This window comes from Vreelandella nanhaiensis (assembly GCF_003990185.1).
Classification (GTDB): Bacteria; Pseudomonadota; Gammaproteobacteria; order Pseudomonadales; family Halomonadaceae; genus Vreelandella; species Vreelandella nanhaiensis.
Genome location: NZ_RZHF01000008.1, coordinates 1 through 16,004, shown reverse-complemented (window position 1 = coordinate 16,004; position 16,004 = coordinate 1). Strand labels below are relative to the sequence as shown.

13 protein-coding genes are annotated in these 16,004 nt (G+C 54.8%); 8 read left to right on the top strand and 5 right to left on the bottom strand.

Annotated elements, in window-relative coordinates; all coding sequences use genetic code 11:
- Positions 1–103: 103 nt before the first annotated feature.
- Both ELY38_RS06800 and ELY38_RS06795 read right to left on the bottom strand, forming a co-directional pair.
- Positions 104–808, bottom strand: coding sequence for a pseudouridine synthase (locus tag ELY38_RS06800; protein ID WP_127060784.1), 705 nt, complete (start codon positions 806–808; stop codon positions 104–106).
- Positions 808–1,623 (bottom strand): amidohydrolase, encoded by an 816-nt coding sequence (locus ELY38_RS06795; RefSeq protein ID WP_127060782.1) that lies wholly within the window; start codon positions 1,621–1,623, stop codon positions 808–810. Before ELY38_RS06795 ends, ELY38_RS06800 begins: the two co-directional genes overlap by 1 nt.
- A 73-nt stretch (positions 1,624–1,696) precedes the next feature.
- Here ELY38_RS06795 and rarD point away from each other — a divergent pair, with 73 nt between their 5' ends.
- A complete protein-coding gene (gene rarD, locus ELY38_RS06790; protein WP_127060780.1) occupies positions 1,697–2,602 on the top strand; it encodes an EamA family transporter RarD in 906 nt (301 codons plus the stop codon).
- Here rarD and ELY38_RS06785 read toward each other — a convergent pair.
- Positions 2,576–4,231, bottom strand: a complete 1,656-nt coding sequence (locus ELY38_RS06785) for a methyl-accepting chemotaxis protein (RefSeq protein ID WP_127060778.1) — start codon at positions 4,229–4,231, stop codon at positions 2,576–2,578. The genes rarD and ELY38_RS06785 overlap by 27 nt on opposite strands.
- A gap of 222 nt (positions 4,232–4,453) precedes the next feature.
- On the opposite strand from ELY38_RS06785, the gene ELY38_RS06780 reads away from it, so the two are divergent.
- From ELY38_RS06780 to ELY38_RS06750, 7 genes are all read left to right on the top strand, one after another.
- Positions 4,454–6,154 (top strand): SulP family inorganic anion transporter, encoded by a 1,701-nt coding sequence (locus ELY38_RS06780; RefSeq protein WP_127060776.1) that lies wholly within the window; start codon positions 4,454–4,456, stop codon positions 6,152–6,154.
- A gap of 220 nt (positions 6,155–6,374) precedes the next feature.
- Positions 6,375–7,535: a TAXI family TRAP transporter solute-binding subunit gene (locus ELY38_RS06775; RefSeq protein WP_127060775.1), complete on the top strand. Its 1,161-nt coding sequence runs from the start codon at positions 6,375–6,377 to the stop codon at positions 7,533–7,535.
- 72 nt (positions 7,536–7,607) lie between these two features.
- Positions 7,608–9,617, top strand: a complete 2,010-nt coding sequence (locus ELY38_RS06770; protein WP_127060773.1) for a TRAP transporter permease — start codon at positions 7,608–7,610, stop codon at positions 9,615–9,617.
- A gap of 87 nt (positions 9,618–9,704) precedes the next feature.
- Entirely contained in the window at positions 9,705–11,144 is a 1,440-nt protein-coding gene (locus ELY38_RS06765) for an enoyl-CoA hydratase/isomerase family protein (protein WP_127060772.1), read from the top strand.
- Positions 11,141–12,334, top strand: coding sequence for an acyl-CoA dehydrogenase family protein (locus ELY38_RS06760; protein WP_127060770.1), 1,194 nt, complete (start codon positions 11,141–11,143; stop codon positions 12,332–12,334). Before ELY38_RS06765 ends, ELY38_RS06760 begins: the two co-directional genes overlap by 4 nt.
- 10 nt (positions 12,335–12,344) lie before the next feature.
- Positions 12,345–13,460: an acyl-CoA dehydrogenase family protein gene (locus ELY38_RS06755; protein ID WP_127060768.1), complete on the top strand. Its 1,116-nt coding sequence runs from the start codon at positions 12,345–12,347 to the stop codon at positions 13,458–13,460.
- A gap of 10 nt (positions 13,461–13,470) precedes the next feature.
- Entirely contained in the window at positions 13,471–14,250 is a 780-nt protein-coding gene (locus tag ELY38_RS06750) for an enoyl-CoA hydratase/isomerase family protein (RefSeq protein ID WP_127060767.1), read from the top strand.
- Here ELY38_RS06750 and ELY38_RS06745 read toward each other — a convergent pair.
- Both ELY38_RS06745 and ELY38_RS06740 read right to left on the bottom strand, forming a co-directional pair.
- Complete coding sequence (locus tag ELY38_RS06745; protein WP_127060765.1) at positions 14,232–15,191, bottom strand: NAD(P)H-dependent flavin oxidoreductase; 960 nt, start codon at positions 15,189–15,191, stop codon at positions 14,232–14,234. The genes ELY38_RS06750 and ELY38_RS06745 overlap by 19 nt on opposite strands.
- An 81-nt stretch (positions 15,192–15,272) precedes the next feature.
- Positions 15,273–16,004 (bottom strand): electron transfer flavoprotein subunit alpha/FixB family protein (locus ELY38_RS06740; protein ID WP_127060764.1); only part of this gene is annotated, 732 nt, incomplete at its 5' end.

The following is a 16,004-nucleotide window of genomic DNA, read 5'->3' as shown; positions in this document are numbered from 1 at the left end:
TGGGAGGTATATTTTCTTCTTTTGTTGCCTATACAAGATAACGGTATAAATAAAAAGAAGGAAAAAGCGCTCGCCATCACGAGCGCTTTAATAGGTTGCAGCACTAGAAGCTGGCAATCTCTTCGGGGGTCAGTTCACGCCACTCTCCCGGTGCCAAATCGTCGGGTATCGCGATTTCACCAATGGATTGACGGTGCAGCGCATTGACGTGGTTACCCAAAGCGGCAAACATGCGTTTAACCTGATGATAGCGCCCCTCGGTAATGGTCAGCTCAGCGCGCTGCGGTGTAAGAAAACGCAGCGTGGCCGGCTGAGTAGGCGTCTCTTCATCGTCTAACATGATGCCTTCTGCCACCTGCTTCATCGCCCATTCGGCCTTGCTGCCTTCTACAGGCTCCGCCAGTTCGGCAATATATACCTTGGCACAGCGGTGCTTTGGCGAGGTAACCCGGTGGGACCACTGGCCATCATCGGTAAGCAATAATAATCCTGTGGTGTCTACGTCCAGTCGCCCCACGGGCTGTAGCCGCTCCACCTTGGGCAGGTCAATCAAATCGATAACGCGCGGATAAAGCCCTCGCCTTGCGGTGCACTCCACGTCGGTCGGTTTGTGCATCATCAAGTAGCGAAGCCCTACCAGAGCGAGCTTTTCTCCATTGAGCATCACTTCATCCTGCGCGGTATCCACCTGGATAGATGCTTGCTTGACGGGCTCGCCATTCAGGGTGACTTCGCCGTTTTTGAGCGCCCGTTTGGCAAGGCTACGGGTTAACGGGCTGGCTTCACTTAAAAAGCGGTCAAGGCGCATTATTGGCCAACTCTTGGCAACAGTGAAAAGTGATCGGCATCTTGCCAGGCTGGAAATTTTTCACGAAAGGCATTCAGCTCCGTTTTATCAAGCGTGCCCGTTTCAATAAACGGAGCATTTTCGGGATGATCGATGAGTGTTTCACCTTTAAAATCGACCAGCATGGAGTCGCCACTGTAGGCCAGGCCCTTGGCGTCTTCACCAACGCGATTGACCCCTACCACATAGGCAAGATTTTCAACGGCTCGCGCTTGCAGCAGGGTTCGCCAGGGCTTGCGGCGTGGGGCTGGCCAATTGGCTACACATAGCAACGCATCATACTCGAAGTGCTCCCCTTGCGCTGGCTGCTGGCGCATCCAAACGGGAAAGCGCAGGTCATAACAGACGCTAAGCAGCAGTTTAAAGCCTTTCAACTCGACTATTTGGCGATTTTTCCCCATGCCGTAGCGCTCATGCTCACCGGCCATGCGAAACAAATGACGCTTGTCGTAATAGCTGATCTGCCCGTCTGGGGTGGCCCATATCATCCGATTGTAATACTGCCCATCATCTTTAATGGCAACGCTACCGGTTATTACGCAGTTACGCGCTTTAGCCTGGGTTTGAAGCCAGGCAACGCTCTGGCTTTCCTCCATCGGCTGGGCCATTTGTCTGGAATTCATCGTGAACCCCGTGGCAAACATTTCCGGCAGTATGATGAGGTCGGTGTCGCGACTGTCCAGCTCGCCCAGTAAACGCTCAAGCTGTGCATGGTTGGCCTGGGGATCTTCCCAGCGTAAATCGCACTGTACAAGGCTCGTTTTAAGCTGAGTCATAGCACTTCTCCTTTCCGCCAGTGTGTTTTTTCAATTGTGTGATAGATTAGCATTTTTAAATGATGAGGCTGCTATGCATTCCACGCCAGTACGCGACCCTCAGGCAGTCAAAGGTGTTACGTTTGGTTTAACGGCCTATGTCATGTGGGGCTGTTTCCCACTTTTTTTCGCGCTCTTTGAGGGCATCCCCGCCTTTGAAGTACTTATTCATCGCATTCTGTGGTCGTGCCTGTTTCTGGTTGGTTTGATCACCCTGCTAAAGCGCTGGACTCCGGTGATAAGCGCGTTGAAACAGCCTCGGCGCTTGGGTCGTGTGCTTCTCTGTGCGCTATTGATTGCGTTTAACTGGGGGCTTTATATCTATGCGGTGGAAAGCAAGCAGGTACTACAGGCAAGTTTGGGGTATTTCCTGACGCCCTTGATCAACGTTGCATTGGGAATGCTGGTGCTGCGAGAAGTCATGGAACGGCTCCAGCTGGTAGCTCTGGGGCTTGCCAGCCTGGCTATTGTCATTCAGTTTGCCATGCTGGGCGAGCTGCCCTGGATCAGTCTGCTGCTGGCACTCAGTTTTGGCAGCTACGGGCTATTTCGCAAACAGGTACCGCTTGATGGCTTGTCGGGGCTATTTGTTGAAACCCTGCTGCTGTTTCCATTGGCGCTGCTGGCGATTACCTGGCTTGGCTGGCAGGGGGAATCACACTTTCTTCATGATACTCCCATGAGTGCGCTGCTGATCGCCAGCGGCGTCGCTACCGCATTGCCACTACTGGCATTTGCAGGTGCCGCCCGGCGGCTTCGGCTATCTACGCTGGGTTTTCTTATGTACATCAACCCAACCATCCAGTTCTTGATTGCCCTGTTCATCTTTGGTGAATCGTTAGGGGTGATTCAATTGGCTACCTTTATCATGATTTGGCTAGGGCTTGCGCTCTACTCCTGGTCTTCATGGCAATCACGCCCTCGCCAGGCGGTTGCCTAATTGTATATTAAGATCATTTACCGGCTCTGCCATGCCAGTTTCGTTGCCAGCACTTGAGTGCTCAGGTTGATACCCTACTCGAAAGCCGCCCCAGTGCTTGCCATGGATATAAATTGGCACGGAGAGATCATGCATGATCTCTCCGGTATCACGTTTATAGGTTTGCAGCAGCAGCGGCTGGGTATGCGTACCGCAACGGCTCCCGGTTGCATCGTCAAAAATGCGCTTGCTGCGGGAATACTTTAGGTCGTGCTCGTAATCACCGGTAGGCGGCTGACTAACGGCAGCGTTATGGGTAGGCACATAGCCATGGCGATCACAGGCGATGGCATAACTCAGCCCGTACTGTATCAATAGTGGCTCCTGAAGATTGGGTAGGTGTTTGTCAGTGAACTCATCAAAACCGGTACGATACAGAGGCGGCTTAGTATCCGGTATTGCCTTAAAATCCGGTTGAAAGAGAGCCGATGTGGTTAGATCGCCTCGCGCGATGGCCTTTTCAAAGAGCTTGCCCATCTCGTCAGCGGCCTGACGGGCCGCAATAAATACTTGTTGATGCCGCCCTTGAAGTCGCTGCTGGGCAAGTTCCCCATCAACACCCTCGGCCGCTTCCATCAACGCCCGCGCCTGTGCGGCCAAGTCATGCATGTTACGCGTGCCTTCATCTACATCTATTTCCAACTGGTGCAAACTATCGGCAACGGTTTGGCTGTGCGCCTTGGTGCTTGCCATTGACTCGGCAACGCTGGTAATTTCGCTCTGCACCTGATCAAACTCACGGGTAATAGTGCCGAGGCTCTCGCCGACCTGCTGCATGCCTTGAGAGCGCTCACGGATACGCGCCATTAACGACCCCATTGTCATAACAACCTGCTGCCCGCTTTGGTGCATATCCTTCACCAGCGCCTCGACGCTTTGGGTAGCGGTTGATGTTTTCAGGGCCAGGCTACGCACTTCTCCAGCAACAACGGCAAATCCTCGCCCATGTTCACCAGCCCTGGCTGCTTCAATAGAGGCATTGAGCGACAGTAGATGCGTTTGCTCGGCAATACCTTCAATCATTGAAGTGACATTACGCACCCGCTCAATCTTTTCATTGAGCGCCGTCAGCATTTCCAGCGCTTGGTCTGAACGCTCGGCCACATCACTCATATCGCGAATGATAGCGGTAAGTTCATCCCGATTATTATGACCAGCCTGGCGAGCACTTTCGGCAAGCGAAGCCACTTGGCTTGCGCTGACGCTTACTTGCAGGATAGCGGCATTGATAGCGCCCATGCTGGCCGAGGCTTCACGCGCCATGGTTTCCTGTTGGGCTAGGCGCTGGTCCATTAGGTCAGCGTAGTGAGACACCTCAGCCGAGGCTATGGCCGTACTGCTGGCACGCTTCATTAACCGATATGCCATGGCTTTAAGTGAACCATAGTCGCGCAGCGGCTTAAATCCCCGAACCTTGTTTAGGCGCTGCTGGTCTGCCATGTAAACGCTGAACAGAGCATTACTGATAAGCCCTGCCCCCGCCAAACTGGCACAGGCAAGCGCAAGGTACTTCAAGGCAGTACTGTGAGATACCAGCTCAACCGATAACCCCAGCAATACGAAAGGCAACAACAAGCCAAGTAGCCGCATAGAAAATACTCTTTTGTAATTAGCGTTATTGAGCAGCGCTAGCGATATTTATAAGACGTAATTTTAATGATCTTAGCGGGTTACCCGCATGAAAGAAGTAACACTTTGGGAGAAGAGAATGGGGTTTTTTAAAGCCATACCCCGTAATGATTGACATAACACGTTAATATAGCAGTCTAACTAAAGAACTAACGGTTCTTAAAACATACTGGCCTGGATTTTATGCTAAAGCGCTACCTACCTATTTTAACGTGGCTGCCGCTCTACCAGAAGCGCTTACTGGGCGCTGACCTGTTGGCGGGCTTGATTGTAACGATTATGGTAATTCCACAATCGCTGGCTTATGCATTACTGGCGGGGTTACCTGCCGTGGTAGGCCTTTATGCGAGTATTTTGCCGCAGCTTCTTTATAGCCTGATGGGTACCAGTCGCACGCTTGCCGTTGGACCAGTGGCCATTATTGCACTCATGACAGGGGCGGCACTTTCATCTATTGCCCAACCCGGCTCAGCGTTGTATCTGGAAGCGGCGCTGATTCTCTCGTTACTCTCGGGTTTTATTCTGGTTGTAATGGGCGTATTGAAAATGGGCTTTTTTAGCAACTTCTTAAGCCATCCAGTCATTTCGGGTTTTTTGACCGCCTCTGGCATACTCATCGCCGTAAGCCAGTTAGGTAGCCTACTGGGCATCTCCAGCAGCGGCTTTACACTAATTGAACGATTTAGAACGCTGATTCCCAACCTGCCGACCTTGAATACCTACACAATGGTAATCGGTATGGGCACACTGCTGTTTCTGGTTGGTATGCGCCTTTACGGCAAACGGACTCTGACAAAGCTTGGCATGCCAGGCGCTCTTACCGATTTAATCATCAAGGCAGGGCCCGTTTTTGCAGTTATTGTCACTACGCTTGCCACTTGGCATTGGCAATTGGCCGATGCAGGTGTGGCCGTCATTGGCTCGCTGCCAAGCGGCCTGCCGGCGTTCAGCTTTCCTTGGGGGAATGCCTCGCTTTGGCAAGCGTTATTGATTCCTGCCCTACTGATAAGCTTGGTCGGCTTTGTTGAATCGGTATCCATGGGCCAGATGCTGGCCGCCAAGCGGCGCCAACGGATTTCGCCCAATCAGGAGCTGATTGGCCTGGGGGTGGCAAACCTGGCAGCCGGCTTCACTAGTGGAATGCCGGTTACCGGTGGCCTATCACGTACCGTTATCAATTACGACGCGGGTGCGCAGACGCCAGCGGCTGGCGCTTTTGCAGCGCTAGGCATCGCTTTGATTACGATGTCATTTACCGGCTGGCTTTATTATCTGCCCATCGCCACGCTGGCTGCGACTATCACCGTTTCCATCCTGACGCTGGTGGATGTTCCCATGCTTTACCAGACATGGCGCTATTCGCGTAGCGATTTTGCCGCCATGGCCGTCACCATATTACTTACCCTGGCCGAGGGGATCGAGACTGGCCTTATCGGCGGCGTTACGCTGTCGATCGCGCTATTTCTGTACCGCACCAGCCGCCCCCATAGCGCGGTAGTTGGCCGGGTGCCCAATACGGAACACTTTCGTAACACCGCTCGCCATGATGTGGAAACCGTCAGTAATGTCGCTTTGCTGCGTATTGATGAAAGCCTCTATTTTGCCAACGCCCGCTATCTGGAAGATACCGTTTACAACTTGGTTGCAAGCCATCCTGAGCTTGAGCACGTGGTGCTTATTTGCTCAGCGGTCAACCTGATTGACGCCTCAGCGCTTGAAAGCCTGGATGCCATCAATGCTCGATTGAAAGACTCCAACGTAAAACTGCATTTAGCCGAGGTGAAAGGGCCGGTAATGGATCGACTCAAGAAAAGCGATTTCCTGAATAGCCTGACCGGGCGCGTTTTTTTGAGTACTTATGCAGCATGGCGAGAATTCTCCTGACAAGCTTCAATTATCTTTCGTTTAAGAACCAAGCCTTGGCTTGGTTTTTTTATGCCTGCTGATTACTTCTGAGAGGAGCTACTGATAACAGCATTGACAGCTACCCAGCGGCGTTACTACTATCACCTGACCACTTAGCAAAATACGATACCGCATAGCAAAACATAAAGTAACTATATGTAACTGTGATTGTATACAACCACAATAAAGGAGCATCCAAATGCGTCCGTTCGCTCATCGCCTACTCATTGCCGCTTTGCCTTTATCTCTACTTGGCGCAGCGGTAAGCCACGCCAATGACGTTGAACTGCCCTCTACCATGGCATGGACCGCCTACGGCACTAATTCCAGCGGTTATGCTCAAGCCGTCGCCATCGGAAACATGCTGCAGAATAAATACGGCGCGTCAGTGCGTATCCTCCCAGGCGACAATGATGTATCCCGTATGACGCCGCTAAAGCAGGGCCGCGTTGACCTGTGCGCCTGTGGTATTGCCAGTTATTACGGCGCTGAAGGCGTGATGATGTTTGCCGACCGCGATTGGGGCCCTCAGCCACTGCGCGTCATTACCACCTCGACTGCTTCCTTTGGCCTGTCGCTTGCGGTTGCGGGAGATCTGGACGTTGAAACACCGGCTGACCTGGCAGGTAAGCGTATTGCCTATATCCGTGGCGACGATGCGCTTAATAAAGGCACCGAGGCGTATCTGGCCTTTGGTGGTCTGACCTGGGATGACGTTGAACGGGTCGATTACCCGGGCTATGGCCGCTCTTTTGACGGCATTATTGCAGGCGATGTGGATGCCTCCTTCACCACGACCGTTACTCCACCCGCCCAGCAGCTTGCCAGTAGTCCTAGGGGTGTTAGCTGGCCTGTTCTGGACCCTAACGACGAAGCAGGCTGGGAGCGCATGGCGGCTGTTGCGCCCTACTTTCGCCCTCACGAGGTCACCAGTGGTGCGGGAGGTATCAGTGCCGATAACCCCTTAGCCAGCGCCAGCTACCCTTACCCCATTGTGGTTGCCAATCAGGATTTGGATAACGCTGTGGCTTACGGCTTGATTAAAGCTATGCAGGAAAATTACGACGACTACAAAGACAATGCCCCGGGCGCGGTCGGATATGCGCTGGAGTACCAGGATTTACAGTGGGTCGTGCCGTTTCACGATGCAGTAGTGGAATATTACAAAGAGGTCAACGTGTGGACCGATGAAATGCAGGCACATCAGGACCAGCTTGTAGCGCGCCAGGATGTTTTGCTGACTGCCTGGGAAAGCTTCATGCAGGATGCGCCCAGCGACGATGAGGCATTTGCCACTGAATGGATGGAAGCCCGGGCGACAGCGCTGAGCGATGCCGGCTTCGAACCGATCTTCGAGTAATACGCTACGGGGCGGCATTCGCCGCCCCTCTTGCTGATTGATGCATCCTTCCATGACCACAGATATCCTGCCATGACTACAGATACTTCACCTGCCAGCAATCAGCAGGTCAAAGAAAAGATCAGCCAAATTCGCAAGCTTCCCTCCGCGCTGAGTTGGGTGCCTGCGTCTGTCACCGTTATCTTGATGCTGATGACACTGGATTACCTGTTCAACCTGGGCCTGCTGACCTTTGTGACAGGGCTTGAAACGCAGTTCTATTATGCTGTTGTTGCACTACTTCTGCCGCTAGTGTTCTTACTCTGGCCTATCCGAAGCCATCAGCAAGAACAGCCCATTCCCTGGTACGACTATGCCCTGAGTGCCATCACGCTGGCCGTTGGTGGTTACTTTGTGTACAACGCGGTGCCTATCCTGGAGCGTGGCTGGGCCTTTTCGGCCCCCGATATCGCTATTTACGCAAGCTATGCCTATTGGGTATTGATCATTGAAGCAGCTCGCCGGGCAGGCGGTTTACCGATTGCCATTATAGCCGGCGTATTTTCGCTTTACCCGCTAGTAGCTGACATTGTTCCAGGGCCTATTCAGGCGTTTCCCTCTACCCTCGAACAGACCGCCATGTATCACACCATGAGCACGGAAAGCATCATGGGAGTGCCGCTGCAGGCGTTTGCGGGACTGGTCATCGGTTTTCTGGTATTTGGCGTTGTGCTGCAAAAAAGCGGTGGCGGAAAATTTTTCATTAACCTGGCATTTGCGCTGTTGGGCCATGTTCGCGGCGGCCCAGCCAAAGTATCAATTTTCTCCAGCGGGCTGATGGGTTCCATGAGCGGTAGCGTCATCAGTAACGTGTTAACCACCGGGGTACTTTCAATTCCGGCCATGCGGCGTATCGGCATGAGTCGCTCTTTTGCAGGTGGGGTGGAAGCCTGCGCCTCTACGGGGGGCGTGTTAATGCCGCCTGTCATGGGCGCTACTGCGTTTGTCATGGCGATGTTTCTGGATATTCCCTATTCAGCGGTTGCCCTTGCCGCGGTTATTCCTTCTATTCTTTATTTTCTGGGGCTGTTTATCCAGATCGATGCCTACGCCGCGCGTCACAATATAAAGGGTTTGCCCGCCATTGAGCTGCCCTCGCTCAAGCAAACGCTGAAAGAGGGCTGGTACTTTATTTTTGTCTTCGCGTTACTGGTGTGGATGCTGCTGATCATGCAGCGCGAGGCCGTAGCGCCTTTTTATGCCACAGCACTTTTACTAGTACTCAACCAACTTTCCAAGCACAACCGCTGGAGCTGGGCGGATGTCGCCGATACGCTCTCATCAGCGGCGAAGCTGTTCGCCGAACTTATCGCTATTCTGGCAGGTGTGGGCATGTTGGTCGGCGCGCTTTCAATGACCGGGCTTTCCGGCACCATTGCCAACGATTTCATCAATATTGCAGGCGGTAGTGTGCCACTGCTGCTGATCATGGGCGCAGTGACTAGCTTTGTGTTGGGTATTGGCATGACCGTGACCGCGGCCTATATCTTTCTAGCCGTAGCGCTGGCACCCGCGTTGATTCAAGGCGGCGGGCTGGACCCCATGGCCGTTCACATGTTCATCCTTTATTGGGGAATGTTGAGCTTTATTACACCTCCAGTTGCACTGGGTGCTTTTGCGGCCGCGACCGTTGCGGGTGCCCGTCCCATGGCAACCGGCCTGCAGGCCATGCGCTTGGGTAGCGTAATTTACTTTATTCCGTTCCTGTTCGTGCTCAACCCAGCGCTGATCATGCAGGGTGCGCCGTTGATGATAGCCGCCGTATTCGTTCAAGCGGTGATTGGCATCATCCTGTTTGCCTCTGCCATGCAGGGCTATCTGATGGGAGTTGGAAGACTGGGTTACGGCACACTGCAGGAGATCGTTATCCGTGGGCTGGTGCTGATAGCGGGGCTGCTATTGGCGCTTCCAGGTGGAGGGATGGTGCCGTTTAGCCAGTGGGAATTAGTCGGCCTGGCCGTTGCAGCACTGATACCCGGCGTGCTGCTGGCGCGTTTGAGCCAGCGTCATCATCAGCGCTCGCCTAATGCTTCTATTGTCTAGTGGCTGGAGCGTCCTGAGCGACCTCGACTAACTATCATGCAAACTCAATCATACAAACTTGATCATACAAACGATGAGAGACCCACTATGTCCGTTCATTATCAGCGCCATGGCAATATAGGCGTTATTCAAATTGCCAATCCGCCGGTTAATGCCCTGAGCCACGCCGTACGCAGCGGCCTCGTTAGCGCACTTGATGAGGGTATCGCCGACACGGACGCTAACGCGCTGGTTGTGCTCGCAGAGGGCCGTACATTCATTGCTGGCGCGGATATTCGTGAGTTTGGCAAGCCTCCACAAGCACCTTTGCTACCCGATGTGATTACGCAACTGGAAGCCTGCCCGAAACCGCTCATTGCTGCCCTGCACGGTACGGCCTTGGGCGGTGGCTTGGAGGTAGCCCTGGGCTGCCATTACCGTGTTGCACTGCCGGGTACCCGCATAGGGCTACCAGAGGTCAAGCTTGGCCTGCTGCCGGGGGCAGGCGGTACCCAGCGGTTGCCGCGACTGGTGGGCGTCGAGCGCGCATTGGAAATGATTACCAGCGGACGCTTCGTTGAAGCAGAGGAAGCGCTTGACGCGGGGATCATCGATGCCATCAGCAATACCCAGACACCGCTTGAAGCGGGCTTGGCGGCGGCCAAGGAAATACTGGCGGGAAACCAGACGCCGCGGATCACGGGCAAGCTTCCCGCACCAGCGGCCAATCCTCGCGCAATCGCTTCAATGCGTGAATACCTCGAACAGCATTCTTCCGAACTGTTCTCTCCCTTTCGCATTATCGAGGCGATCGAGGCTTGTGTAACCTCCGACACGCTCAAGGAAGGCTTACGTCGCGAGCGCGAGCTGTTTTTGGCCTGTATGGACTCCCCTCAGCGCGCCGGGCTTATTCATCTCTTTTTTGCCGCGCGCAGCCCGCATGTGGTGCCTGGCATTGAAAACGCCAGCGCTTTTAACAACGTGGCACTAATGGGCGAGCACCCGCTGTTCGAACGCCTGAAAAAAGCGGCTCAACGAGCAGGCATTACCCTAACCAGTGAGCCAAGCACTGCCACTGAGCTGTGTTTACTAGCACCCTATACCCCGGCAAACGTTAATGTGGGTTGTCCTGTGGTTGCACTCAAGGAAGTCGGCACGGACAACGATAGCGATACCCCACTACGCCTGGTCATCGCCGCCAACGACAGCTTGGTGGAACTCACCAAGCTGAGTGCCGAACCGCTCACTCAACAGCGGGCTGCCCTTACTCTCAAGGCTCTGCGTTTAAACGTGGTGGTCAGCCAACAGCAAAGCATGCTTGAGATAATGCATGCAGCCATTGGGCAGACCACAAGCGGTGAAACACGCCCGGCTCTTGAACAGGCGAGTGCGCACATTGCACAAAAAGGCTTTTGCTACCGTGAAAGCGATATTGATCTGCTGGCCGTTGAAGTACTGGGCTACCCGCGCCATCTAGGTGGGCCTCATCGTCAGGCCACGCTCACACATTCTCCCTTGGAGACTGCAACCCAAGAGGTATCATCATGAACCTCACCTTTAGCCCTGAAGAGCAGGCCTTTCGCGATGAGGTGCGCCATTTCCTTGTAACTGCACTACCTCAGGACATCAGCGAGCGCGTGCGCTTGGGGCGTCACTTGCGTGCCGATGACCACCTGCGCTGGCAGAACATTCTCAGCGAAAAGGGCTGGCTTGCAGCCAACTGGCCAAAGGAGCACGGCGGCCCAGGCTGGGGGCCGGTGCAACGGCATATATTTGATGAAGAGTGCGCGGCTGCCCACGCCCCCACCATCGTGCCCTTCGGCGTTAACATGGTCGCGCCTGTCATCATGAAATTCGGCAGTGTCGAGCAGCAGCAGTATTACCTGCCGCGCATTTTGCGCAACCAGGATTGGTGGTGCCAGGGCTACTCAGAACCAGGCGCAGGCTCTGATCTGGCAGGCTTGAATACTCGCGCCGTACGCGAAGGCGGTCACTACATCGTTAACGGCCAGAAAACCTGGACCACGCTGGGCCAGCACGCCAACATGCTGTTTTGCTTAGTGCGCACCGACCCTCATGCCAAGAAACAGGCAGGCATCAGCTTTCTGCTGATTGACATGCAAAGCCCCGGAATCACGGTACGCCCTATTATTACCCTCGATGGTGCCCACGAGGTTAATGAAGTGTTTTTAGACAACGTCCAGGTACCGGTTGAAAACCGTGTTGGTGAAGAAGGCCAAGGGTGGACTTATGCCAAATATCTGCTCACTCATGAGCGTACGGGCATTGCAGGGCTGGGTCATGCAAAGCAAGCGCTTCGCCACCTGAAGTCGCTGGCCAGCCGCATCGAGCATCGCGGTAAACCGCTTCTTGAGCAGTCCAGTTTCCGCCACCGTGTCCTCAAGGCTGAACTTGAACTCATGGCGCTGGAAGTTACCAACCTGCGTGTGATTGCGGCTGCCCGGGATGGCGGCGTTCCCGGTGCAGAAAGCTCGCTGCTGAAAATACGCGGTTCAGAGCTTCGCCAGGAAATCAGTGAGCTTACCCGCCGTGCGCTAGGGCCCGCCGCCCTGCCGTTCTTTCCCGCTTTCCTGCATGGTGATGATGGCCTGGATGAAGCTAGTGCCCAAAACGCTGCCGCCAGCGCCCAGTACTTTAATCGCCGAAAATTGTCGATTTATGGCGGTGCCAATGAAATACAAAAAAGTATCGTCGCCAAAACCATTTTAGGTATGTAAGGAAGTCGCCATGGATTTTGCTTTAACCGACGAGCAACGCATGCTCGAAGAGACGCTCACCCGTTTGGTGACCGACCAGGTTTCTCCCGAGCAGCGCCGCCTCATGCTTGGCGCCCCTGCAGGTACTAGAGCATTGTGGCGCACCTTTTCTGAGCTTGGCCTACTGCATATGCCCTTCAGTGAAGAGGTAGGTGGGCTAGGCGGCGATGGCACTGATCTGATGATTATCATGCAGTCGCTTGGGCGGGGTCTGGTACCCGAAGCCTATCTTGCAGGTTTGGTACTACCTGGCCAATTGCTGGCACTTACCGCAAGTGATAAGCAACAAGCACGTTGGCTTGCGCCACTGCTTGAGGGCGATCATCAGCTAGCCTTTGCCTGGCAGGAGTACAGCGCACGATATGATGCTCTTACGATATCCAGCCAAGCTATTCAGCGTGATGGGCAGTGGCAGTTAAATGGTAGAAAAGAGGTAGTACTGAATCTGGAGGCCGCCGCAGCAACGCTAGTTACCGCACGTCTTGATAATGGCAAGCTGGGCCTGTTCATGGTGCCTGCTGGCGTATCAGGAACCTCTACGCGTCTCTATCGCACTATCGATGATAGACCCGCTGGCGACCTTACCCTTGAACACGTCACGCTGCCTTTTGAAAACTGCCTGAGTGAAGACGTGAGTACTGCACTTGCCGAGGTACTGGCTCTAGGCCGGGCAGCACTTTGCGCAGAAGCCATTGGTGCCATGGAAGTGGCTTGTGATCAAACCCTGGCCTATTTAAAAGAGCGCAAGCAGTTTGGGCTGCCACTCTCAACTTTTCAGGCGTTGCAGCACCGTATGGTGGATATGCATCTGCATCTTGAACAGTCTCGTTCCATGGCGATTCTGGCTGCCACTAGTCTGGACCTGCCAAGCAGTGAGCGGGATTACAAAATTGCCGCCGCCAAAGCGTACTGCGGTGAGTCAGCACGCTTTATCGCCGAACAGGCTATCCAACTTCATGGTGCCATGGGCATGACCGAAGAGTGTTATATCACTCCCTATGTCAAATATCTGGTGATGTTCGACCACTACCTGGGCGACAGCGACTATCATCTGGAGACGGTAAGCAGTCTTTTAAATGCTGCCTAAGGAGGGTTGAGTGTCTGATCACATACGGGACTTGGTCAACGTCAGTGAAATTCAACATGGCATTGTCGAGGTAACGATTGCTCGCCCGGACGTACGCAATGCCTTGAATGAAGCCACAGCACTGGCACTCAATGAAGCGCTGGCAGCAGTGGCGGATGATCAGCGGGTCCGCTGCGTGATTCTGCGCGGCGAAGGCAGCGCGTTTTGTGCTGGCGCTGATCTGGCGGAATTTGACAAGCCAACCTCCCAGCCTGCCAGCAAGCGTTTGGAAAAGCTTTTCCTGCCTGCACTACGCAGTTTAATGGCTATGGATAAACCGGTAATTGCTGCGGTTAGTGGAGCGGCGGCGGGTATTGGCGTGTCCTATGTTCTTGCCAGCGACATGGTGGTGATGGGCCGCTCTGCCTACCTGAAGCTCGCCTTTATCAATATTGGCCTGATCCCTGACGGAGGCGCCTGCTGGCATTTGGTTCGCCAGCTTGGTCATGCCCAGGCGTTTGAGATGGCCGCTCTGGCAACACCGATTTCAGCTGAGCACTGCGTAACGCTCGGTTTGGCCAACCGAGCTGTCGAGGACAACCGGGTATTAGAAGAGGCCCGTTTACTGGCACATGCACTGGTAGCACAATCACCCCAGGCGTTAAGTGCGACCAAGCGGGCGTTACGTGAAGCGGCAGAGCGCTCGCTTGGCGATACCATGCAACTTGAAGGCGAACTTCAGGATCAGTGCAAGGCAACTGACGACTTCCAAGCGCGGGTTGCCGCGTTTCGTCAACATCGCCGCAAGTGATCCAGCACTTTTCGATAGTCTGCATGCAGCGTGGCTACTTCTTCGGCCACGCTGTTTAGCGCTGTAATACTCCCCACGCCCTGCCCCGCACCCCAGATATCTCGCCATGCCTTTGCCTTGCTGCTGCCGCCCGAGCCGTAACGCATCGCCGTTTTTTCACCTTCAGGTAGCGCGTCCGGGTCTAGTCCTGCCTGCTCAATACTTTGGCGCAAATAATTACCGTGTACGCCGGTAAACAGATTGGTATAGACAATATCTTCCGCACCCGCATCCAGCACCATCTGTTTATAGGCAGCCTGTGCATTGGCTTCTTGAGTGGCGATAAAGCGCGTTCCCATATATACCAGATCCACACCGAGCGCCTGAGCAGCCACAATTTGCTCACCCTGTGTAATCGCCCCCGCAAGTACCAGCGGGCCATCATAAAAGCGTCGCACCTCCGCCACAAAGGCAAAGGGGTTTAACCGCCCGGCATGGCCCCCTGCGCCGTGGCACACCAATATTAGCCCGTCAACTCCCGCATCAATGGCTTTTCTGGCGTGGCGCAACGTGGTGACGTCATGAAAAACAAGCCCTCCATACGCATGCACCTGCTCTACCACCCGATCAGGCGCATGAAGGCTGGTAATCACCAGCGGCACCTTGAACTCGGCACATAGCCCAACATCATGCTCCAGTCGATCGTTGGTGGGGTGCACGATCTGGTTAACGGCAAAGGGCGCCGATGGCCTATCCGGGTGGCGCTTATCATGCTCAGCGAGAGCCTGGGTGATACGCTGTAGCCATTCCCGAAGGGCTTCTGCTGGGCGGGCGTTAAGCGCCGGAAAAGCACCAATAATCCCTGCCTCGCACTGGGCGATGACCAGTTCAGGACCAGAGACGATAAACATCGGGGAGCCGATGACCGGTAAGGTTAACGAGGCGGTTAGGCGCATTAGCATGGGAAGCTCATCTGTTGTTATTGTGAGGCAATACCGCAAAAGGCCCTAGTAGGGCCTTTTGCGGTTTGCATGCAGGAGTATTTACAGCTTGCTCTCAAGCTCGGGCAGGATCTCGAACAGATCGCCGACCAGGCCGTAGTCGGCCACCTGGAAGATCGGCGCTTCGTCGTCCTTGTTGATCGCCACGATCACTTTGGAGTCCTTCATGCCCGCCAGGTGCTGGATGGCACCGGAGATCCCTACCGCAATGTACAGATCCGGGGCGACGATCTTGCCCGTCTGGCCAACCTGCATGTCATTGGGCACAAAACCTGCGTCCACCGCGGCACGCGAGGCACCTACGGCCGCGCCCAGCTTGTCGGCAATGCCGTTGAGCAGCTTGAAGTTGTCGCCGTTGCCCATGCCACGGCCACCGGAGATCACCACCTTGGCACCGCCCAGTTCCGGGCGATCTGACTGCGCCAGCTCTTGTTTTACAAAGCGCGACTGGGTGTTCTCGACCACCACGTCCACGGCTTCCACCGTGGCGCTGCCCGTGTCGCTGACCGCATCAAACGCGGTGGTACGGACCGTCAGTACCTTGAGGGTGTCGTCGCTCTTCACCGTGGCGATGGCGTTGCCCGCGTAGATGGAGCGCTTGAACGTATCCGCGCTTTCCACCGCGATAACGTCAGACAGCTGGCTGACATCTTTCAGCGCCGCCAACCGCGGCAGCACGTTTTTACCCGTGGTGGAGGCGCTGGCCAGCACATGGGTGTAATCCCCCGCCAACTCAACCAGCAAGGCGCCCAGGGGCTCGGCGAGCTGGTGGGC

What these genes read in the sequence shown, in the direction of transcription:
- ELY38_RS06800 (WP_127060784.1), bottom strand. Translation starts at nt 808, where the DNA reads ATGCGCCTTGACCGCTTTTTAAGTGAAGCCAGCCCGTTAACCCGTAGC.
- ELY38_RS06795 (WP_127060782.1), bottom strand. Translation starts at nt 1,623, where the DNA reads ATGACTCAGCTTAAAACGAGCCTTGTACAGTGCGATTTACGCTGGGAA.
- rarD (WP_127060780.1), top strand. Translation starts at nt 1,697, where the DNA reads ATGCATTCCACGCCAGTACGCGACCCTCAGGCAGTCAAAGGTGTTACG.
- ELY38_RS06785 (WP_127060778.1), bottom strand. Translation starts at nt 4,231, where the DNA reads ATGCGGCTACTTGGCTTGTTGTTGCCTTTCGTATTGCTGGGGTTATCG.
- ELY38_RS06780 (WP_127060776.1), top strand. Translation starts at nt 4,454, where the DNA reads ATGCTAAAGCGCTACCTACCTATTTTAACGTGGCTGCCGCTCTACCAG.
- ELY38_RS06775 (WP_127060775.1), top strand. Translation starts at nt 6,375, where the DNA reads ATGCGTCCGTTCGCTCATCGCCTACTCATTGCCGCTTTGCCTTTATCT.
- ELY38_RS06770 (WP_127060773.1), top strand. Translation starts at nt 7,608, where the DNA reads ATGACTACAGATACTTCACCTGCCAGCAATCAGCAGGTCAAAGAAAAG.
- ELY38_RS06765 (WP_127060772.1), top strand. Translation starts at nt 9,705, where the DNA reads ATGTCCGTTCATTATCAGCGCCATGGCAATATAGGCGTTATTCAAATT.
- ELY38_RS06760 (WP_127060770.1), top strand. Translation starts at nt 11,141, where the DNA reads ATGAACCTCACCTTTAGCCCTGAAGAGCAGGCCTTTCGCGATGAGGTG.
- ELY38_RS06755 (WP_127060768.1), top strand. Translation starts at nt 12,345, where the DNA reads ATGGATTTTGCTTTAACCGACGAGCAACGCATGCTCGAAGAGACGCTC.
- ELY38_RS06745 (WP_127060765.1), bottom strand. Translation starts at nt 15,191, where the DNA reads ATGCTAATGCGCCTAACCGCCTCGTTAACCTTACCGGTCATCGGCTCC.